Source organism: Pedobacter sp. AW31-3R (assembly GCF_052180285.1).
In the GTDB taxonomy this organism is placed as follows: domain Bacteria; phylum Bacteroidota; class Bacteroidia; order Sphingobacteriales; family Sphingobacteriaceae; genus Pedobacter.
Genome location: NZ_CP197475.1, coordinates 1,535,793 through 1,556,197, shown reverse-complemented (window position 1 = coordinate 1,556,197; position 20,405 = coordinate 1,535,793). Strand labels below are relative to the sequence as shown.

Below are 20,405 nucleotides of genomic sequence, written 5' to 3'. Positions count from 1 at the left end.
GCGTTAAACAATCCTCTAATATACAAATGAACACGATTAAAGCACTCTTTACTACACAAATATTGACTTTAAACAACAATATCTTGTTCAATTTACCAAATATCAATCCATAATCAGCGTTAACAGAGATCTTCCTGGTAGTTTAACTGTATCTGAAGGTTTTTGCAACGGTTGTCGCTGCATATCCACATGAATGGCAGCTGTAGTGAGATAGCCTGACAATGATTTATATTTCTTTGCCGAATTTTGGATATCCAGTTTCAGTTCCATGGCATTCTTGCTATAATTGGTACAGACCAGCACCGTTCTGTCGTTTTTATCTTTATAAGCAGAGATCATCAGGTCCTGACCCAAAGCGGCAGCGCCCCCCAGTGTTTCTGTTAAAACCCTCGTCATCCCGGGCCTTATGAACCTGCTGTAATGACCTAAAGCCCATAGATTTTTGGTTACCGTAAATTCCCCATATTTAAAGCCGGCATCAGGCTGGAGTGCGATTAAATAATACCTGGTATTGACAGCTGCACTTCCGGGTTCGTAGGCATTCCAAAATTGCCATGCCGTAGCATTACCGACAGTCAAATCCGAATGGATCACTTTAGACAAGAACAATGCACAGTCCATATTGCTCCTGTCGCCAACCGTACCTTCCCTGAATCCATTGTCGAGCATAGAATATTCCGATTGCCAATAATTAATCCCATATGCTTTCACCGTATCGGCCAGCTGCTTCCGGGTACTGACCAATACACTGTCATTCGATTCTGTATAGTAACTATGACCAGCAATAATTTTAGGCAGGTGGGCCAAATCACCAAGATATAAAGGACTCTTCCGGTCAAAAAAATGCTGAATCTGTCTTGCTGCCTTACCTGAACCCGCATATAAATAGTTGAGCATGCCTGCTTCTGTAAGCAGGATCTTGCTGTTTAAGCGTTCTTTGGTGAGTGCCGTATTTAAAGACCTGGTGACTTTATAAATCTCCTCATTGGTCCAGGCCGAACCTTCCTGACTGGCTTCTTTATAGGTATGCGACCAGTCCCACTGGGGTTCATTTACCGGACTCACATAGTCAAAATGCAATCCCTGCCCGTCAAAATGTTTCAGTACCCTTGCCAGAAATTCAGTATAGGCATCATAGGCATCTTCCTTCAGATTGGAGATCCTGTCTTTTTCGGTTTTAAAACCCAAACCGTTCTTTGTCAGCTGAACCGGGGGAGAATTGGAAAAAGCAATGAGTTTTTCCACCCCATAATCATGGGCTTTCTGTAAAAAGAAGCGGTAGCCGGCCTGTTTTGTCCAATCGTAACTGCCGTCCCTGTTCAGGAAAGAATCTGTTCTCTTTCTAAAGTCTTTGATCCCACTGCTATCTCCCTGTTCGGTAGTGCCTGCTCCAATATTAAAGCGCCAGGAGGATAAACCTATACCTTCTAAATTTCCATCGGAACCAAACTTCTGGCTAAAAAGCAATTGTGCTATTTTTTCCCTTTTTTCTTTCGGCCAGTCTTTTCCTATACCTTCAGAAAACCAGCAGCCCGATGATCCGATGTTATCAATTACCTGGGCTTCCTTTGTTAAATCTATTTTAATGTTGATGATCCCTGCTTGTTGCTGGGCACTTGCACCGGCACTGGCCAGGCTTAGCCAAACAAACAGGCAGCATTTCCTGTACTTTTTAAAAATCATTATGAATAAATTGGTTTTATAAACACACGCTAAACATCAGACAGTTCATAGGTTGCTATTTATTGAACCTATCCAGCTTCCAGTTGTCCAGCCAGCCAATGCTCACTTTCTCTTCCTGAATATCCACCGGCAAGAAAACGTACCTGCTGTCTTTCAAATCCTTCGGATTCCATTGGTCGGCAATAAAAATAAAGGCATCTTTCTTTCCTGCCAAAGGCAACACAAAAGTTGACTGCCCGCCAAAAGTCTTGGCTGCATTTTCTCCGGTCATCGGATCACCCTTCAAAACATAGGGACCGAAAATACTATTGGCCACATGCAGACTTGCCTGGTTGGGTGCCCAACCGGTACATCCGCTCGTAATTAAATAATATTTACTGTCTTTTTTAAATAGTGCAGGTGCCTCGCGCTGCCTCCTGAATAAAAGCGTATCCTGCTGGTTTGCAGTCAGGTAATCATCCGCAAGCTTCACTATCCTGAGGTCCATATTTTCATCTGAGGAATAAATATGATAGGCTGATCCATCATCATCAACAAAAAGATTCATGTCCCTCGACATGTTGCCATTTGGCCTAAAGCTACTGATGAATTGATAAGGGCCGGTAATTTTATCACTAATGGCCACTCCTGCCCTGGCTGCAGCATACCCTTTACCATTCAGCTCCAGGTGGAACCACATCACATATTTCTTTGTTTTTTTGTTGTAAATCACTTTTGGACGCTCCATTAAACATCCCTTGGTGATGTCACTTGCAGGGTCATCGGACTGGGCCAGGGCTAATCCTTCGGCTTTCCAGTTGTAAAGATCCCTGGAGGAGTACACATTCACGCCTTCGGAACGCTGGGCGCCCCTTTTTTCACCGAACCAGTAATAAACCTTGTTCACCAAAATAATTCCGCCGCCATGGGCATTGATCAGCTCTCCATGGTCATCATGCCACAATGCTCCTGGTGAAAATGATTTGAGCTTATTTCCTGACTGGGCAGAAGCTTGGTAGGATACAGCCGATAACAGCAATAACAGGCAGAATAAATGTTTTTTTCTCATGGATTGGTTTGTATAAGGTAATGGTTCTGAATTTATTAGTGTCATTCAAGTAGAATGTTCAATTAAAATTACTGTTGTATTTCTTTAAGTAATACCCAGGACTAATTCCAACGATATTCTTAAATATCCGGTTGAAGTTCGAAACCGTATTGAAACCTGATTCATAGGCAACAGCAGAAATCTTTTCACAATTTCCCGCCGTCATTTTTTTACAAGCTTCATTAATGCGGATTTCATTGACAAACATGCCAAAGGTACTTCCGGTATGTTGCTTAAAATAGCGGCAGAAGGAAGGGATACTCATGTTGGCTATAGCGGCGATTTCATCCAAGGTGATGATCCGGTTATAATGCTTTGTGATGTAGTGATAAATTACCCCTATTCTTAAGCCATTACGTTCGCTGACTTCCTTTACTGAAGCAACACATAAAGGAACTGCACTGACATTCATCTGGTGTAAGGTCTTTAGCAGATGAAAACAGGAGGTCAGTCTGTCAAGTCCGTTCAACAACTGCATTTCTTTCATCTTTTGTGCAACTTGCTTTGTATAACCGGACGGGATTTTAAAACCATTGTTGTGCTGGACTACAAATGTGAGGAGGGCCTGCATTTCAGGTAAGTTAAACACCGCGGAAAGGGCTCCATGTGGATCAAAACAGATCATCAGGCAACGGCATTGAGCTGTACTTCCCGAAAGGAAATACTCCGGCCTTGCTTTAAATACATGCGGCTGGTTTGCTCCAATCAGAAAAATATCTCCCGCCGAAAAGGCATGCATGCTGGTACCTGCAATAAGGGTTCCTTCTCCTTCCAGTATACAGGTTAACTGTACTTCCGGACGGTGGTGCAAATACGCATGATGCAGGAGCTGATCTTCCTGGATGGTAACTGACTCTTTAAAGATGACTGGTAGTGTAAACCTTAAAACTTCCATAGAATTCCCTGTTACTGAATATGCCGGTCTATCCCTTTTAAATCAAAACCGGCTCGTCATTGGTCAAAAATACCTGCTTATATTCTCAAACAAGGGGGGCTAAATCGACTAAAAACAGGGTCTAATTAATTAAATAAGTCATATTTCAGCAGATTTAGCAGGTTTAGGTACCCATATGAATAAATAAGGCACCAATTTTAACACCGGCATACATGACCATTCAAAGCAATTGAATTATGTACTTGCCCTGCGCAGCATCTGGAGTGCTAAACCCAATAGAAGTGATATAATATCAATAACCAGCCATAATAATTTCATTAATCCCATGAACTATTTCCATTTTCCTTCCGGCTGTTTCTTTTATAATTTTTATACAGATTGCATCCACTCCCCTCACCTATGTGATATACGGTTATCTCCGGGAAGAACAATTTTCCACTTTTACTGTTAGACCTTAACTGAATATGATAGTTTTACCAGACCTGAATTAACAATCCATGGAGCAAATAACAGAAAATACACCGGGCATCGAAAAACAGTCCGGTATAAGTATGATGCTGATCGTAGGCATTGTTATGATGACTTTAATTTACGTGAATTGTACTCACCATACGGAAGATGAATCGATGATGTTACTTACATTGGCTTCCCCGATATTAACCATATTATTAGGTATGTATACCTTCACCTATCGCGGTAAAGCTTATAGGGTAAGTCGTGTCATGTTCTTTATTTTTTTAGCGCTTAGCCTGTTGAGTATTTGGGCATTAATTTACTTCATTGAACTTGGTAAAGCATACGCACACTAACATGAAGAAATTAAATACGATCAATAAAATATATGTCACGATATTAGTGGTGCTCGTTATTGCCACGGCAGTAAAAATCCTGAGATACAAAAGCTGGGACAGGTTTTATTATGCGGCGTCTTTTTCTTCACCACACAGCTATCCCGTACACGTTCGTAATGGCTTTTTCATTTTAGAGGATGGGGATACCAAGTACGTTGGCACCAGTGATGTAAATGACAACCGGAACATAGGATGGGGTGATGGAGATTATAGTAACCCAAGCACCAGCGAGAGGCTACCTGTGAAGCTAATTTTGGAATACGCCTCCTACCGAGACGAATCATTCTATGCGGACACCATTGACCTGCCCTTAGATGTAATTAAAAAAGCTTTTGCAAGCGTAAACACTAGAGGCATGAGTGTCAGCTTATACCAGGCAATGCCTGTCTATAAGTTAGATTTTGTAGTTGGAATTGCCAATAAAGGCAATATCATTGTCTGGCTGCGCGGCGAGGGATTTGAAACGACATTACTAAAACATAAAATTGTTCCACACCCACCCGTTGGAGATGATACGTATTACCAGAGACGGTTATCGAAAAAACAATACTTTAAAGAAGTCTTTTATATAGACAGTGCAGATCGTGCTGCCTATCAAATGGGTTTCGATAAAGGAGCAAACTATATTGATACCCCATCACAATTTAAAGTGAGGTTGAAATGGGATAAATAATGGAGTAAGATTGAGCTGGAATGGAAATGCAGGCTCAAATCGGTTTGAATTGGCCTGCATTTACGACTGTTGGAAAAATATAAAATTAAAGGCGTTAAACCTTGTCTAGTCTGTAATGATATTAAATCCGTTCAATCTTCCGCTCTCTTTCAAATGAAAGGTTTCCTTTACCGTTCCGGTAGTTGGGTTGTACTGATTTACACCAGAATATCCTTCTGTAGTGTTATTGGACAGAAAATAGATCTCACCATTGTGCAGGAACGGGTTTTGTGTCCCATAAAAACTATCCGCAGGGATTGCCAGTCGTTTAGCTTTTTTCGTTGTTGCATCAATTTCGTTCCAGTACCAAACATCACTCCTGTAAGTTACCCCGTGCTGTGCTCCTCCATAATAAGAGACACCACGTGATGGAATGGTGGTATAGATTTTACTGTCGTATACAAATAACCTGTTAAATTCTGCAGGGAACTGGTAATTTTTGATATCGATGGAAAAGCTTTGGTCGAATTCTGTTGCTCCGCTTTTGATTCGCAGAATCTTGGAAGAATAGTCAGTTGGCTGTCTCTTCATATCACCAACGGCAACAAAGTAAAGATCTTTGGTTTTTTCATCAAGTCCCCAAAGCACGTGGTCGATGAATACCCCCAGATTGGTGGTTCCTGCAAATTTAGTCACGTTAAGAATTTTATTATTGGTCAGGTCATACACCGCTATAGCAACCTCCTTATTTGTTGGGGAAACCTGCCAGTCGCCAGCCAGTTTAGTTCCAAGTAATAAATCTACATAAAGTTTATCATCACGTTTAGCCAGTATCAACTGACCTGCGGATTCGTTCGGAAGACCTTCTGACAGCGAACTAAAGTCTATTTCTCCAGTGCGCTCCATGGTAGTTGGATTGAACTTCTGTACTTTTAATCCTCCTCTTACATCATCCCAGTAATACCCTTCAGTTGCACTTACAACCAGGTAGTTGGAGATGTAACTTGTCGAAAGCGAAGGTAAAAACTTGCCTTCAACAACATTACCAGCTGAGTTTAGATCAAGTTTCAAGATCCCCTGTGCATTGGAGGCGCTATTTACCTTGTAGAGCGTTTTTCCCAGTACTCTGCCGCCCAGGGAGCTGCTTACCTGAAAAAATGGAATACCACTAAGGTTGATCTCCCTTGCTTTATTGTCCTTCAAAGCATAGATACCACCACTCCAATTGGCACTGGCATTGTAAATTACCCAGGTCTCATTTGCCGGCAGGTCAGTGTCGACAGGGGCTGGTGCAGCAGTTTCGTCTTTGCTGCAAGCACCCAAAAACATCAGCGCAGAAAGCCCGATCATCATTGCGTAAAATTTGTTACGTTTCATATTGGTTCTTATAATAATTATTGTGATTAAAAAAATTGATAGAGTAATTTGAAGTAGAATGCCCTTCCCGGTTTCTGTACGCTGAAGTTATCATAGAGCTTAACGTCGCCAATATTTCTGCATTCGCCCGACAGGGTAAGCTTAGGTTTTGCAAAATGATAATAGACACCGACGTTATTTGTCCACTGTCCCAATCTATCGTCACGCGGAATAATCAGGGAGGTCTGAAGGTTCTTCACCTTCTCGAAAAGACCAGGCTCCTGGTTTTTTGGAATGGCCTGTAAAAAGAACCGGTGGGTATAGTTGCCATTCCAGTTTAACTCCAGGCGATCTTTATCATGCAATACATTACTGAAGTAGGAGCTCATCCAAAAATTACCGAAAAAGAAAGGAACATTGGGAACCCTTGAGCCCTCCAGATTTTTAAACATCGACTCCTGGATCCCAATCCGGCGGATATCCTGGTAAGTTACATTCGCCCCGATGTCAAAACGTCTGGAAAGTGTATAACTGCTTTCCAGCTCAATACCTTTCACTTCTGCATGCTCGTAATTGATATACCGGCTGAATGGGATATCCAGTTGCAGAAAAATAATATCCTGTACCTTCCGGTAGAAAAGACCTGCAGACAGGGTATAGGTATGCGCTCCATTTTCCACCTGGTACTGACCATTGAGGTTAATGTTATGGCTTCGCTCTGGCTGAAGATCCATATTTTCTTTTGTCAGGCGGCCATCACCGAATATTTCAGATTCATCAGGCAAGCGGGTTGCGTATTCATAAGAGGCTTTAAGCAAATAGTTCCCCCGGTTCCACCTTAATCCACCAAGATACCCCAACCGCTGTCCGCTGCCGGAAGATTGGTATCCCATGCCAAAATTATCTGTTGTATATCCCTTCGTGTTGAAGTGATAATACTTGAGGGCAATAATACTTTCCATTTGCTTGTTGAACCAGTTAGAGCGCAGCCCAAGTGCCGTATTGTCTTTGCGATATACCGCAGGCACACTCAGTACATCGATTCCTTCAATGGCAGAAACAGATCCGATTGGATCGCTGCCTTTTCGGTTCTGCTGATAAGTCAGCTCACTAAAATCGAGACTATGTTTATCAGAAAGATCATAAGAGATGTTCAGGCGCGAAGAAAAGAAACGATAATCTATCTGCTGATTGTTACCCAGGTTGATTTCTCCGGGATGTAAACCACTTCCTATAACCTGGCCATCCCATCCATATCTCACCGTTGCGGTATCAATAAATTTGGTTTTGAAAAAACTATAGGTCCCCATGGCGTTCACTTTTAGCCGGTCATTTAAAAAATTCTTTTTATAATTCAGCAAACCGGTATAGTTCCTTTCCCTGGAAAAAGCCTCATTGTACACCTTATTCATCTGCGCATCATGTTGTATTTCTTTGTAAAAGGCCGAACTGATCAGGGTAAGCCGCAGGTCGTCTACCCATGACCGGTTTTGAATTCCAACATACCCTTCCGCATAGTAGCTGTCGGTGGCATCATGAAACCTTTTGACGTCCTTGTAAACAACCGGCGTTGTTGGCAGAGGAACATTGACTTTATAACTATTGTCTGAATAGTTATAAGAGCTGCTTGTTCCGAGATACCAGGTTTTCGCTTTATTTCTCCATAAAGCATTGGCAGTCAACCGGTGGGTGTTAAATGATCCGGTTTCGTAAGATAACTCTGCAAAGTTCTTGTAATCATGTCTGGACACCAGATTGACCCCTCCGCCCAATGCATCAGCAGCGAGGTATAGAGGCATTACCCCTTTGTATATTTCTACCCGTTCCAGCATATTGACAGGAATTGTGCCCAAACTAAAACCATGGCCAAATAACTCGATAGGAATTCCGTCTTTGAATAACCTGACGGCCTTTCCCTGTAATCCACCCAAATTGATCTGTACCGGAGCACCAACAGCACCATCACTCCGCAGTCTGACCCCGGAAGCCCTGTTCAGTACTTCCCCAACATCACCTCCCCTTTCATAAGATTTCTTAAGGTCGATGGCCTGAACTGAAAATGGTGAATGATCGATCAATTGTTTTGCAGTGGTCGATTTTACAGTCACTTCTTCCAGTGCGATTGACTTACCTTCCTGGTTTTTCAACTCAAGCTCAAACCGGTTTTCCTTTTTGCAGTCTACCGCTATAGTTGTTTCTTTCAACAGTTCGGTGCCCCTGGCCAGCTGAAGGGTATGGCTGCCGCTTTCCAATTCCACGACCAGGATTCCTGAAGCATTGGTGGCTCCCCTATCTGTACCATCAATAATAATGGATAAATTCGTTACCGCTTTCCCCTTGTGATCTTTAACATGTAAGTACACAGGACAGGCTGTACCCAGCCAACAAAAGGACATTAAAACACAGGTGAGTAATAATTTAATCAAAGTATCTTATTTAAACTAATTATAAACTAAATTTGTGGGGCAAATGTATTTCTTTTCATTTGCAGCGCATTTATGAATTAGGAAGTTTTAGTTTTGAAAATGGAAGTTTAAATGAGTTTTATATTTCAGGGAAGTGATTTTAGTGAGTATTTAGCAGCTGCGGACCTGGCAGAGCGTAAAGTATATCATCCTGGTATAGACGAGGCCGGAGAGATTAACCTATTGACCTCAAAGGGGCAAATTGTTTACAGGGAATATCAGGTAAAAGAAGATTTGACAATACTTCAGGGCTTGTATAATCTTAAGGAGGATATCACGATTTATGGAAAAGGCGAATCCCATCTGCTGGAAATGCATTTCAATTTATCGGATCGCTATATCTATTACAAAAACAATGCAATCAAAAGAGAGGTCGCCCCCCCAATGTCGGGTAATATCACCTTTCTTTCTCCCGAGCAAAATCAGGCCAAGATCTCATTTGATAAAGATATCTGTTACCAAACTTTTGACGTTCACCTTCCGTTTTCCTTTTTGACGGCTTATGCCGGGGAAAGCAAAGTAATGGATACTTTCCTCAACAGCATCGACAAAAACAGGAGTGCAGTACTCTCTCCGCAGGAAGTAAATGTAAGCCCCAGAATGCAAAGTATTATTCAGGCGATCAGGAACTGTACATTTGAGGGCCTGACCAAAAGAATTTATCTTGAATCAAAAATTTATGAATTGATCGCCTTTACGCATGAAGGCTCATCTGCTGATGATACGGGTTATCAGTTGACGAGAGCAGACGAGGAACGGATTAAATATGCGGCCCTGCTGATCAGGGAAAATCTGAGTAATCCATTTACGATTGTAGCGCTCGCACGTGAGGTAGGGATCAATCAAACAAAACTCAAACATGGTTTCAAGGCTGTTTTTGGCAATACTGTGTTCGGTTATCTGCAGGAAACCAGGATGAACATGGCCCGTAAACTTTTACTGGATACAACCCTTACCGTCCAGCAAATAAGCAGTATGTCCGGTTATGCAAGTGTTTCTAACTTTAGTACTGCATTTAAACACACTTACGGTTACCCACCGAACAGGTTGCGCGGGAAGATGTTGTTTTAACAACAAATGTCAGTATCTTCCCTTCAAGCCTCTCATTTCTGTAAAAAAAAATAGATAATTATATTTTATTGCTCAGTATTCTATTTATTTGCATAATAATCCAAAAGCACTAATGTCCAAACATCCCCTAGAGCCATCCAATTTATGGCTCAGTTTTACTATAGGAAACAGGGAAGCCTTTACAGCTATTTACAGCGCTTACGTAGGGACATTATATGAGTACGGAATGCGGATGCTGAAAGATGAAGACCAGGTGGGAGATTGCATCCATGATCTTTTCACCAAGTTATGGGCGAATCACAAAACGATAGGAAAAACAGATAACATCCGCTTTTATCTGCTCGGCGCCCTAAGGAATACCATGATGTCTTACAAAGCCAGAGAAGACCGCTTACCAAAAGAAGAATTCCATCATCCCGATGATTTTGTGCTGGACTTCAATGCCGAATCAGCCCGGGTGAAAAAAGAAGAAAATCAGGCACAGTCGCACCTGATCAGCGCTGCATTGGAACAGCTTACAGGCAGACAGAAAGAAATTATTTATCTGAAATATTTTGAGGAGATGAATTATGAGGAGATTGCTGAAATGATGAACATTACCGTGAAGGGTGCTTACAAGCTGTCGGCACGTGCTTTAGATGCCTTAAAGATTATAATGAATGTAGATAAGGCTGTAGTGCTATGGATGCTTTTACAGTATAAATCCCAATTATTTTAAAAAAATTTCTTTATGATGGGGTGATTTTAACGAGAATGGTGTTTATTCATTACAGACGATCAAACGAAGAACAATTAGTTACAGATGCAAACAGAAAAATATCAATCCTACACTACAGAAGATTTTCTGAATGATCCTGATTTTATCAGATTCATGAAGCACAGTAATGCTGACGATATACAGTTCTGGACCGCGTTTGAAAAGGAGTCCTCAAATCTTGATGCTTATCTTGCAGCTGAAAAAGAGTTAAAATTCATTTATACGGCTGAAAGGATTACCATGCCAGCTGCTTTTGAAACTCATTTGCTTGGCAGAATCACACAGTCTGTTGATCAGCAACAGCAAAAGAAAACAAGCCTGAGACGCCTGTATATCACAATTAGCAGTGCTGCCGCGGTACTGGCCTTCGTAGCACTGGGATTTTGGCTGAACGGTGCAAGTATAACCGTCAGTACAAATTATGGAGAGAGAAAAAGTGTTACACTTCCCGATGGTACTCTGGTCGTGCTCAATGCAAATTCCTCCATCAGCTATCCACTCTTATGGCGCCTAAAACACGAACGTAAAGTGGAACTGAAAGGTGAAGCTTATTTCAAAGTAGTACATTTAAATAAAAACCCAAAACAAATCACAGCGCGAGACAGGTTCCGTGTGCAGACAGAACGGCTTCATATTGAGGTATTGGGTACCGAATTCGACGTAAAAGACAGGAACCAAACCGCTAAAATCTCCCTCACAAAAGGTAGTGTAAGCGTGTTATCATTGATCTCCGGCAAACATTATATCCTTAAGCCCAAACAAATGGCGCTGGAAACAAGTGAGGAAGATTTAAAAATAATTGCTGCCGACCCTACTGTTGAACATGCCTGGGTGGATGGAAACAGAAAAATGCAAAAAACTCAGGTAAAGGAAGTTTTGCAGGAATTTGAAGAGATTTATGGCCATCGCATCGTCTTAAACGATCCGGAGATGGCCAATGTACAGATTGACGGGACCATTTCCTTTAATAGTGAGGATGAGGTTTTGTTTACCCTTGCAAACATCCTGAATGCAAACGTAAAGAAAGACAGTACAACAATCACACTGGAACCAAAATAAGCAAAGCCGGAAAAAGATACCGTTTTACAGTACAATTTCCGGCTTTGTTTATTTGGCCACTGCTGCGGGCAATCCGCAGGGATTACTCCTTTTAGTTTAAATTGAAAGGCAGCTGAGTGGGCTTATCAGCTGCCCTATTGTAATTTGGGTTACCAAATCTTAAGGATTGGGCTGCATTTCCGGATTCAAATTGGTAAGATACTGCGCAATCGGGAATACATACCTGTCGCTGTTTGGCGTGAGTGTATAGGTTTTACCATTAAAAACCCGCGTGTAAGTCCGTGAAAAAAGCGGATCATTTTTCAGACGGCGCATATCCCACCAGCGCAGCTGTAAACCATACAACTCACGTCTGCGTTCATCTATGACTTTAACCAGTGCCTCATCTGCTGTAGCTGCAGTTGATGCCACATAATCCTCAGGTTTAAACCTTTTGATACGCAGTCTGTCCACCCAGGCCATGGCATTACTTGCATCCCCTGCCCTGGCAAACGCCTCTGCTTTTATCAGCATCATCTCCGGCACCGAAGGACCTTCATTACGCGTTTCTCCTGTCGCGCGCTCCTTGTAAAAATATCTGCCGGTATAGGACGTTGATAGGGTTGCAGCAGGCACGGTAAATAAGGTATACCGCTGATCTGTTGTCCCCAGCAAAGCCAGGTATTCATCGCTCAGCTTAAATGCAGTGGGCGTATAGGCACTGATACCGCTGTTTGGCCTTTTGGAAAGTAAAATTTCCGGATCAGAAATACGTCTTGGATAGTTTGCACTACTTACAGTACTGAGTACAGAAAGATCATTCAGCGTACTTCTCAATGCCAATGCTTCATCTGCATATCTGGCAGCATTCACATAATCATTCATATACAGGTAAGTACGCGCCAGTTCACCGTAAGCTGAAGCCTTTGAAGGCAAAGTGTTGTAAAGTTGTGTGACCGACAACGCAGGAATCGCCAGGGTAAGATCTGCAATAATCTGATCATATACTGCCTGTACGGTTGCCCTGTTTAAATTTTGCGTCACAGTTTGCACTGTAATCAACGGTACGCCCAGATCTGTTGCTGCTGTAGTAGCATTATAAGGTTTCGCATAGTTATTTACCAAAACAAGATAGGCATCCGCCCGGTGAACAAGCGCTTCGGCAGTTAGCTCTGCCTTATCCTGTGCTGTTCCGTCACTGCCAGGCAGCTCGTTGATAATCGTATTACAGCTCAATATGAGGGAATATGCAGCATTCCAATGGTTGTCCTGTTCATAAGTAGGCGTACCAAAAGGAAAAATGACAGGCGACCAGGTATATGCCCCTGCAAAATATCCGTAGAACATGCTGCCGGTAAGGCCGCTTACCTGTGCAGCATCATTGATATCGATATCATTGGATGCAAAATCGGATAAGTTCGGATTGATTTCGAAAACATTCCCATTATTCAACAGGTACCTGTAGTTGATCGTTTGATTGGGTACCAAACTGCCCTGGGTTTTGATGTCTACATATTTTTTGCAGCCCGAAAGAGATAAAACTGCAAGTGAAACGATTAAATATTTATGTATTGAACGCATTTTTTAGAGGATTAAAAGTTAACATTTAACGTGAAATTATAGGACACTGAAGCTGGCAGACCTAAGGTGGTACTGTTCAAACCGCCCGTGATATCAGGATCAATCCCTTCTTTATTGGCCCTCCATAATAAACCGATATTCCGCGCCGAGAAGGCGAAGTTTGCGGACTTCACTACATGAGTAATTCTGCTAACAGGAATCTGGTAAGTCAGCGACAATTCTCTTAAACGGATATAATCACCTTTCAAGACATTGATATCCGACTGCTGGAAACGCAATAAGCTTTGTGCAGCATAAACACCGGCCATACCCGGAACATTGGTTGTAGCCTCATCGCCTGGATTCTGCCATCTTTTGGCCACATCTTCAGCAAGGTCATACCTCACCCCGAGTCTTGAACTTGGATAAGAACTCACTGTTGGCTTTAAAAAGACGCTGCCAAACTGATAGGTTGCGATAGCCATCAGGGTAAATTCGCGGAACCTTACCGAGGTGTTAAAACTTCCGAAATAAGGCGCAGAAGAACGGCCTGCAAAAGTTAATGCATCGAGTGATGTAATGTTTCCATTGGCTGCAACCTTATTCCCATTCTGATCATAAACCTGGGTCATACCGGTCGCATCAAGTCCGGCATTCTTGAAAACCATTACCTTGTCAGTTGGGTAGCCCTCCAGTTGAGCACCATATGCAGGATTGTTGTAAAACGTTGAAGTTGGTGCAAACCGTGCATCTGTAATTTCATTTGTATTGTAAGAGAAGTTCAGTATACTTGATACATCCCAGTCTTTGTTGGTCAGGTATGTTCCCCTTAAACTGATGTCTATCCCTTTTCCAGACAATTCTGTCGAGTTTCTGTTTAATGTACTTACGCCATAGGTGGGGTTGATCGGGAATTCATAAAACAGATCTTTTCCCTGTTTTTTGTAGAAATCGGCAGTTAATCCCAAACGGTTATTCAACACGCCCAAATCCAGTCCGATATTGGTTACATAAGTCTTTTCCCAACGCAATGAAGGATTTGCCGGTGCTGACAGGGAAGCTGTTGGTGATCCTGTTGCACCATCCGGAGAACCTATACTTATTGCCGTGAAGGGATAAATTCCCGTCGCTATATTACCATTCACCCCATAGGTTGCCCTTAAGTTCAGGTTACTGATCCATGTTTGGGATTTAAGAAAATCTTCTTTCGAGATATCCCATTTCAAACCTGTAGACCATAGTGGTGTAGCCCTGAATTGCCTGTCTACCCCAAAATTGTTATAATCATCGTATCTTGCACTGGCCGACAGGGTATACTTACCGTTGAAGGTATACCCTGCATTACTATAATAAGATAAGTACCTTCGTGTTTTATCTTGCTGGTATGGAGCACCTCCAATGCCAGAAGTATAACCTTGTATCGTCGTATATGGCGTAAAGAAATTCACCGGTATATTCAGTCCGGTTCCCATATTATATCCATACAATGTGCTGCTGCCCTGCCCTGCTTTCGTCTGTCTGATCTCAGATCCGGCAATCACCGTCAGCTGATGTTTACCAGCAAAGGTATTGTCGTAATTCAGCTGGCCCCTCACCGTATAATTGTTGGTGGTAGAGTTAATCTGATTGAGAATTCCTGATCCACGTGATAAACCAATCGAGTTTACTGCCTGGCCGGTTACAGGAATAGGAGTAAAACCATTGACAAAGTTTCTGTAATAAAATGTCTCTTCATTATTATAGATGCGGCTGTTACCAAAACTGCGTTCGTTGCTAAAGAATGCATTAGCAGACAAGCCCTTAAAAATAGGTACATTCAGGTTGGCATTGAATGAATAATTATTTACGCTGTTTGAATTGTCCAGATTCTCCAGTTCATCCAGTGCATTGTAATTCCAATCCAGAAATCCTCTTGCTGATAAAGTGTTTACCCAACCGGAGTAGTAGGTTCTTGAAGAATACACCCTGTTTCCATTCGCGTCAACCAATTGGTTGTATGGCAAAAAGGTGGTTGCTGATGGAGTGTATAAACTCGATAATCCTACCGAGTTGGTTTGATATTTAAAGAACGTTCCCCTGAAATTGGTACTCAGCGTGGCTTTATTAAATAACTTGAACGTATTATTCAGTGTTACGGTAAGCCTGCTGGCCTGATTACCCACATCGTTTGGTATCTCTTTACTGTATGATCCGGAATAAAAATAAGTAGAGTTTGTTCCACCTCCGCCAACGGATAGATTGTATTGCTGACTGGTTGCCGGCTGGAGCAGATACTCACTGATCTGATCACGACTGTCCATTGTGCTGTACTGCAGAATTTTTGCATCATAATCTGCCTGACTAATTGTTCCTGCACGCAATTTGAAAGTGAGGTCGGTTACGTCAGCTACAGGAGATCCCAAAGGAGTTGTAGCACTTGGTGCGGTAATTATCCCTTTATTTACAAGTTCCTGCTCAAAATTTATGGTTTGCGCAGCATTCATTATTTTAAGATAATTCAGATCTGGCTTAGCCGACAAAGACAAAGTTGTTGAAAAACTGATCCTGGCGGCCTGATTTGAAGCACCCTTTTTAGTCGTCACGACAATAACTCCATTTGCAGCCCTTACGCCCCAGATCGAGGCAGCCGCCGCATCCTTTAGCACAGTAATACTCTCAATATCATTCGGATTCAGAGCAGAAAGGTCAATTTCAGTAATTGCTCCGTCGATAACGATCAATGGATTAGCCTCTGCTGAAGTGGATACTGTACTTGTCCCACGAATATTCATACTATAATCCGAGCGACCAATAGTTCTTGTAGGTGAATTAAGTGAGGGGTTGGTTGTTTTATAGGCGAAACTATTGTCACCAGAATTTATATTGATCCTTACCCCGGGAACCATCGATTCAAGGCGCTGGATGAGATTGGCTACCGGAACCTGCTCCAGTTGTTTTTTTGTTACCACAACTGCAGAACCGGTTGAACGTTCAGGTGATATGGTCTGGTAACCAGTTGATACGACTTTAACTTCCTGCAGGTTATTTCCTTCAGATGGTTTAAGGCTGATGTTGACCCTTTTAGAAGCCCCTTCTAACTTTGCTTCATAACGGTCGTAACCCAGATAGGAAAAACTTACTTCCGTAGCCTCCTGTGGTACAAAAAAAGAAAAACGACCATTGGCGTCTGTTACGATGGAGTTGTTCGCAGCATTTGATTTTACAGTAACACCTGGCATTGCATTTCCTGATTCGTCTGATACCTGCCCGGAAATGAATATCGTTCCATCATTAGCATTTACGGCACCCGACTGCTGATTCTTTAATTCTTCATTGCGTGGTATAATGGTATAATTACCTTCACTTACATAAAGGAATAATAAATCGTTTGGATAAAGGATACGTTTTAAAGCTTCATCAAGCGTTTTCGCTTTAAGGCTTTCGTCTGTAGTGAACTTGTTCTCTACAATGCCATGCCTGTAAGCAAATTTGGTCTTGTACTTTTGAGAGATCGCGTTAAGAGCCGATTCCACTGTTATCCTTTTACCCTGCGCATAGGCGGAAGAATGAAAGCCTATCAGAGCTATAAGAAAAAATAGACAAAAGATTGGTTTGGTAAAGTTTTTGGTCATGTTTAATGGTTTAATTAATGATTGAATATGTCATTCAATAATACAAACTGGTGTTTTTTCAAAATTACCCCACGGGATGAACATTTTTTTTAAGAAAAATCATCATTTCACTCCTATCTACGAGAAATACCTTATCAGATGTTAGATTTATGTATATAAATAACTACTTTACTTATCCTTACTGAAGGTATATGATCACTAGGAATCGAACTGTTGTAACTTTTAAAAATATACTTTCAACCAAAACAAATTGGCTACATTTTATCATTTTCTTTATTCTTGCTACCAGTTTAGCAACAGTTCTGTATATTTTAATAATACCAATAACATTCTGGGGTATATACGCTGAAGGTGCTTCGGCTGATCGCATTGGATCCTTACCAATTACTATATTTATTGGAGAATGGATGCCATTAATAATTGTACTCGCAATTACCGGATTTAACCTCTCTAAAAAAATCTTTCACAAGGATTTGGCAGGGGCTAAATCTCATTTACTTGTCGCGGTGATGGTAACGATATGTTATTTATTTAGCGTGTTCATCTTACCTGATGTAATCTTCCAATAGCATACCCATTAATTTCTATCTAAATTCCCAATCTAATAAGTCTGCCTTAATTTCATTTACTATTAATCGCACCACTGGTTGATCAAAATTTCTAACAACAGTTTTTTGATTATTCTGTACCACAAAACCAGAAGCTCTTCCGATAGGAATAACAGGCCAATTGATACAATACTATAAATTAGAGAATCCCATTACATCCATAAAAAATAATACACTGAGTATGAACACTGATATAAATGTTAAGGAGTGGCGGGTATTTTGTTTTTACAAGCTCAATGTAGTCCAGTACTTAGCATTCTCTCAAAAGCAGATCGACCGACTGAATCATTGTCATAATTAAGCGGAAAGTTCTATTTTAGATGTCAAAGTAAGATCAATGGGCAAACAATTATGGTAGACAAAGCTAGGCGTAAGCAAATACGAGATGAATTTAGATTGAAAGTTCGGGAGGAATTTGAAGCTAGCCTCCCAATGAGTAGAGATAAATTTAGCGGCTTATTTGATAATCTGGATGCAACGTTGCAGAAGGAAATATGCAAAGATGATCATTCATTAACTATTTGGTTTTTAAACTTAATTGGAGTTGACAATCCTGGTGATGTTGTCAGTTGGTTAATAGCCAATAATGGGTTTTGTGATTGCGAGATTCTTGCGAATGTCGAAGATCAATTCAATCAGTAAATAATCGCAGACGCATATAATACTTCTCTCTGTTTTGCTACTTAGAATAGGTTAAGGCATCGTATGGTCTTTTATTTATAAGGTAACAGGGTTCATTTCTATTTAAGAAGCAAGTGCGAACTATTCGTTCTATAATTCCTGCTGTGGTACATTTTAACCACCTGATCTTTTTAATAAAGACAAGTATTATAGCTTCACTGACGAAGGCATATTATAAAAGGCGGGAATAAAGTGGGGATAAATGCTCTCAAAAGCACATATAAAAACTCAATATAATTAAAAATAATTAACAGACTTATTAACCACTCATCAACTGTTTATTTTCAGGCACCTGATAATCAATTACAAAATGGTATAAAAAAAGAAAGGGTTGCTCCATCCAGACACATCCCTCTTCTAACCAAATATAAACCTGTATGAACGGGTTTTTCTTATAAAGTTTTAGTACACCTACCTAAGGTACTTTGAGTACTAAACTTGTTTTTATGTCAATCTTAATTTAGTAACAACTTCTTTCCCGTTGTTGCTGATACAAATATACATGTTAGTGTATCAAATACACTAACATTTTTAAAATATTTTTATTTTTTTTTTCGAAGAGGACATTTTCCAACTTCAGATAAGGCAAAAATCACAGTTAAAACAAGCACACAAAATAAACAAAACACTATAAATCAAATACTTAAAAACAAAATAAACCTTAGCCAGTTAGTTAAAAAAAATCTGGTCCAGCCCCTCTAAATTTTTAATAAAAATAGGCCAATCCACCATATTTCACCTAAACCGATATAGTTAAAATGCAAAAACACCTCCAGTTTATCCTTCAATTCTTCCCGATTCTTCCTGAATTAGCTGTGATCTCCGAAGAGTTATACGGCAAAAATTTAGCACAGGATCAGTCAGCATTGATCCAAACCTGAAAAAAAAGGAACATTCCATCCCATAGGGAATTGCCATCTCTTAAAATTAAAAGGCACCCAAATATGGGTGCCCTTTAATAGTAATCATCATTAAATTCTTAAACAGTCCTATTCGAACTACTTCACTTCAAAGCTGAAAGTAGAGCCCTGCCATAAAGACTCATATGCCTTACCGTTAACCTCTCCTTTTTTGGTTTGATAATCAGTAACTTCTACCACATATCTTCCTGGCCATTCCGGAGTAAACTCCACTACCCCATCTTTAGTGGTCTTCAATACCTTCGACCATCCTGAAGGAGAAAAAACGGATACCGTAGCCTCAGCCTTATTCGCCCCGTTATGGATCGCCTTTAACTTCACCGGTGCATTCACCTTATATTTCAGTCCACTTTCAGGGAAGATCTTTAATTCATTGCTAATGGCCTCTCCGTCAACATTTGCTGCAGTCTTTCCAACATACACCGCTGCACTGGTCAGGAAATGATATTGTGTTGTTCCTGCCAGGTCTTTCGCCGGATGACTAACCAGTAGGGTATATTGACCATCCTTTTCAGGCGTAAAAGACGCTGTAGCAACATCATCACCAAGGGTAGTGGCTAATTTTATCTTCTGTTTATCGGGCCCTACAAGCCATAAGGTAAGTTCTTTTACATCAGAATACCATTTAGAAGTAACATCACGCTCGTTTTCAGCATACTCCCCATAAAATATTTTAACCGCGTGGGCCTGGCCAACTTTTCCGGCAGTATTTGTCTCTATCCATAGGGCATGTGCAAAAACAGTGGTCCCTAAAGTCAATCCGACCATTGTTAACAGTAATGTTTTGATGTATTTCATCTCTTATTTGATTAGTTATTGGTTAAACCCGCAAAGAAAAACCTGAACAGGTAGCTCCTGCAGTTCTTTAAGCAAAACAAATATAGAGCTTATTTAGAATAATTACAGACTAATTGCTTTTTTATTGATACTGCTCACAAGCTTCAATATAAGCACCAATCTTTGACACAATTGGTTTCAACATATTATAATCGGTCTTCCATATCAACAGCCCTTCGCCTTCTTCAGCCCGCATCAAACCTAACAGTTCGGATTCACAGAATACCCTGTACTGATTGCTTTCGGCAGTATGGACTACCAATAGTTTTCTTATTTTTCCACGGTACATATCTTCGTAAATATATTGTTTCATGCGGATAAATATAGAAGAAA

15 protein-coding genes are annotated in these 20,405 nt (G+C 41.0%); 6 read left to right on the top strand and 9 right to left on the bottom strand.

Going from position 1 to position 20,405, the window contains the following annotated elements:
- Positions 1-102: 102 nt before the first annotated feature.
- Genes ACSBL2_RS06465 through ACSBL2_RS06455 form a run of 3 tightly spaced genes read right to left on the bottom strand, consistent with a single transcriptional unit; the run spans position 103 to position 3,665 of the window.
- Positions 103-1,683, bottom strand: coding sequence for a glycoside hydrolase (locus ACSBL2_RS06465; RefSeq protein WP_442590858.1), 1,581 nt, complete (start codon positions 1,681-1,683; stop codon positions 103-105).
- 55 nt (positions 1,684-1,738) lie between these two features.
- Positions 1,739-2,731: a glycoside hydrolase family 43 protein gene (locus ACSBL2_RS06460; protein WP_442590857.1), complete on the bottom strand. Its 993-nt coding sequence runs from the start codon at positions 2,729-2,731 to the stop codon at positions 1,739-1,741.
- Between the two features lie 58 nt (positions 2,732-2,789).
- Positions 2,790-3,665, bottom strand: coding sequence for a helix-turn-helix domain-containing protein (locus ACSBL2_RS06455; RefSeq protein ID WP_442590856.1), 876 nt, complete (start codon positions 3,663-3,665; stop codon positions 2,790-2,792).
- Positions 3,666-4,162: 497 nt separating this feature from the next.
- Here ACSBL2_RS06455 and ACSBL2_RS06450 point away from each other — a divergent pair, with 497 nt between their 5' ends.
- Positions 4,163-4,474, top strand: coding sequence for a hypothetical protein (locus ACSBL2_RS06450; RefSeq protein ID WP_442590855.1), 312 nt, complete (start codon positions 4,163-4,165; stop codon positions 4,472-4,474).
- A gap of 1 nt (position 4,475) precedes the next feature.
- Positions 4,476-5,189, top strand: coding sequence for a DUF2931 family protein (locus tag ACSBL2_RS06445; RefSeq protein ID WP_442590854.1), 714 nt, complete (start codon positions 4,476-4,478; stop codon positions 5,187-5,189).
- Between the two features lie 105 nt (positions 5,190-5,294).
- Here ACSBL2_RS06445 and ACSBL2_RS06440 read toward each other — a convergent pair whose 3' ends face one another.
- Complete coding sequence (locus tag ACSBL2_RS06440) at positions 5,295-6,545, bottom strand: hypothetical protein (protein ID WP_442590853.1); 1,251 nt, start codon at positions 6,543-6,545, stop codon at positions 5,295-5,297.
- 26 nt (positions 6,546-6,571) lie between these two features.
- On the bottom strand, positions 6,572-8,920 hold the full coding sequence (locus tag ACSBL2_RS06435) for a TonB-dependent receptor domain-containing protein (protein ID WP_442590852.1): 2,349 nt from the start codon (positions 8,918-8,920) through the stop codon (positions 6,572-6,574).
- Positions 8,921-9,061: 141 nt separating this feature from the next.
- On the opposite strand from ACSBL2_RS06435, the gene ACSBL2_RS06430 reads away from it, so the two are divergent.
- From ACSBL2_RS06430 to ACSBL2_RS06420, 3 genes are all read left to right on the top strand, one after another.
- Positions 9,062-10,060, top strand: a complete 999-nt coding sequence (locus ACSBL2_RS06430; protein ID WP_442590851.1) for a helix-turn-helix transcriptional regulator — start codon at positions 9,062-9,064, stop codon at positions 10,058-10,060.
- Positions 10,061-10,172: 112 nt separating this feature from the next.
- Positions 10,173-10,778 carry an RNA polymerase sigma factor gene (locus tag ACSBL2_RS06425; protein ID WP_442590850.1) on the top strand — a complete coding sequence of 202 codons (606 nt, stop codon included), beginning with the start codon at positions 10,173-10,175 and terminating at the stop codon, positions 10,776-10,778.
- A gap of 84 nt (positions 10,779-10,862) precedes the next feature.
- Positions 10,863-11,876 carry a FecR family protein gene (locus tag ACSBL2_RS06420; RefSeq protein ID WP_442590849.1) on the top strand — a complete coding sequence of 338 codons (1,014 nt, stop codon included), beginning with the start codon at positions 10,863-10,865 and terminating at the stop codon, positions 11,874-11,876.
- A 159-nt stretch (positions 11,877-12,035) separates the two neighbouring features.
- On the opposite strand, the gene ACSBL2_RS06415 is transcribed toward ACSBL2_RS06420, so the two are convergent.
- Together ACSBL2_RS06415 and ACSBL2_RS06410 are read right to left on the bottom strand one after the other, a co-directional pair.
- Positions 12,036-13,436 (bottom strand): RagB/SusD family nutrient uptake outer membrane protein, encoded by a 1,401-nt coding sequence (locus ACSBL2_RS06415; protein ID WP_442590848.1) that lies wholly within the window; start codon positions 13,434-13,436, stop codon positions 12,036-12,038.
- 11 nt (positions 13,437-13,447) lie between these two features.
- Entirely contained in the window at positions 13,448-17,026 is a 3,579-nt protein-coding gene (locus ACSBL2_RS06410) for a SusC/RagA family TonB-linked outer membrane protein (RefSeq protein WP_442590847.1), read from the bottom strand.
- A 959-nt stretch (positions 17,027-17,985) separates the two neighbouring features.
- Between ACSBL2_RS06410 and ACSBL2_RS06405 the strand changes: the two genes are divergently transcribed.
- Complete coding sequence (locus ACSBL2_RS06405) at positions 17,986-18,276, top strand: DUF2695 domain-containing protein (protein WP_442590846.1); 291 nt, start codon at positions 17,986-17,988, stop codon at positions 18,274-18,276.
- Positions 18,277-19,313: 1,037 nt separating this feature from the next.
- Here ACSBL2_RS06405 and ACSBL2_RS06400 read toward each other — a convergent pair.
- Positions 19,314-20,033 carry a DUF4198 domain-containing protein gene (locus ACSBL2_RS06400; protein WP_442590845.1) on the bottom strand — a complete coding sequence of 240 codons (720 nt, stop codon included), beginning with the start codon at positions 20,031-20,033 and terminating at the stop codon, positions 19,314-19,316.
- Positions 20,034-20,154: 121 nt separating this feature from the next.
- Positions 20,155-20,385, bottom strand: a complete 231-nt coding sequence (locus ACSBL2_RS06395; RefSeq protein WP_442590844.1) for a hypothetical protein — start codon at positions 20,383-20,385, stop codon at positions 20,155-20,157.
- Between the last annotated feature and the right edge of the window lie 20 nt (positions 20,386-20,405).

Excerpts from the sequence above, each read along its gene's own strand:
- ACSBL2_RS06465 (WP_442590858.1), bottom strand. The coding sequence starts at position 1,683 with ATGATTTTTAAAAAGTACAGGAAATGCTGCCTGTTTGTTTGGCTAAGC.
- ACSBL2_RS06460 (WP_442590857.1), bottom strand. The coding sequence starts at position 2,731 with ATGAGAAAAAAACATTTATTCTGCCTGTTATTGCTGTTATCGGCTGTA.
- ACSBL2_RS06455 (WP_442590856.1), bottom strand. The coding sequence starts at position 3,665 with ATGGAAGTTTTAAGGTTTACACTACCAGTCATCTTTAAAGAGTCAGTT.
- ACSBL2_RS06450 (WP_442590855.1), top strand. The coding sequence starts at position 4,163 with ATGGAGCAAATAACAGAAAATACACCGGGCATCGAAAAACAGTCCGGT.
- ACSBL2_RS06445 (WP_442590854.1), top strand. The coding sequence starts at position 4,476 with ATGAAGAAATTAAATACGATCAATAAAATATATGTCACGATATTAGTG.
- ACSBL2_RS06440 (WP_442590853.1), bottom strand. The coding sequence starts at position 6,545 with ATGAAACGTAACAAATTTTACGCAATGATGATCGGGCTTTCTGCGCTG.
- ACSBL2_RS06435 (WP_442590852.1), bottom strand. The coding sequence starts at position 8,920 with ATGTCCTTTTGTTGGCTGGGTACAGCCTGTCCTGTGTACTTACATGTT.
- ACSBL2_RS06430 (WP_442590851.1), top strand. The coding sequence starts at position 9,062 with ATGAGTTTTATATTTCAGGGAAGTGATTTTAGTGAGTATTTAGCAGCT.
- ACSBL2_RS06425 (WP_442590850.1), top strand. The coding sequence starts at position 10,173 with ATGTCCAAACATCCCCTAGAGCCATCCAATTTATGGCTCAGTTTTACT.
- ACSBL2_RS06420 (WP_442590849.1), top strand. The coding sequence starts at position 10,863 with ATGCAAACAGAAAAATATCAATCCTACACTACAGAAGATTTTCTGAAT.
- ACSBL2_RS06415 (WP_442590848.1), bottom strand. The coding sequence starts at position 13,436 with ATGCGTTCAATACATAAATATTTAATCGTTTCACTTGCAGTTTTATCT.
- ACSBL2_RS06410 (WP_442590847.1), bottom strand. The coding sequence starts at position 17,026 with ATGACCAAAAACTTTACCAAACCAATCTTTTGTCTATTTTTTCTTATA.
- ACSBL2_RS06405 (WP_442590846.1), top strand. The coding sequence starts at position 17,986 with ATGGTAGACAAAGCTAGGCGTAAGCAAATACGAGATGAATTTAGATTG.
- ACSBL2_RS06400 (WP_442590845.1), bottom strand. The coding sequence starts at position 20,033 with ATGAAATACATCAAAACATTACTGTTAACAATGGTCGGATTGACTTTA.
- ACSBL2_RS06395 (WP_442590844.1), bottom strand. The coding sequence starts at position 20,385 with ATGAAACAATATATTTACGAAGATATGTACCGTGGAAAAATAAGAAAA.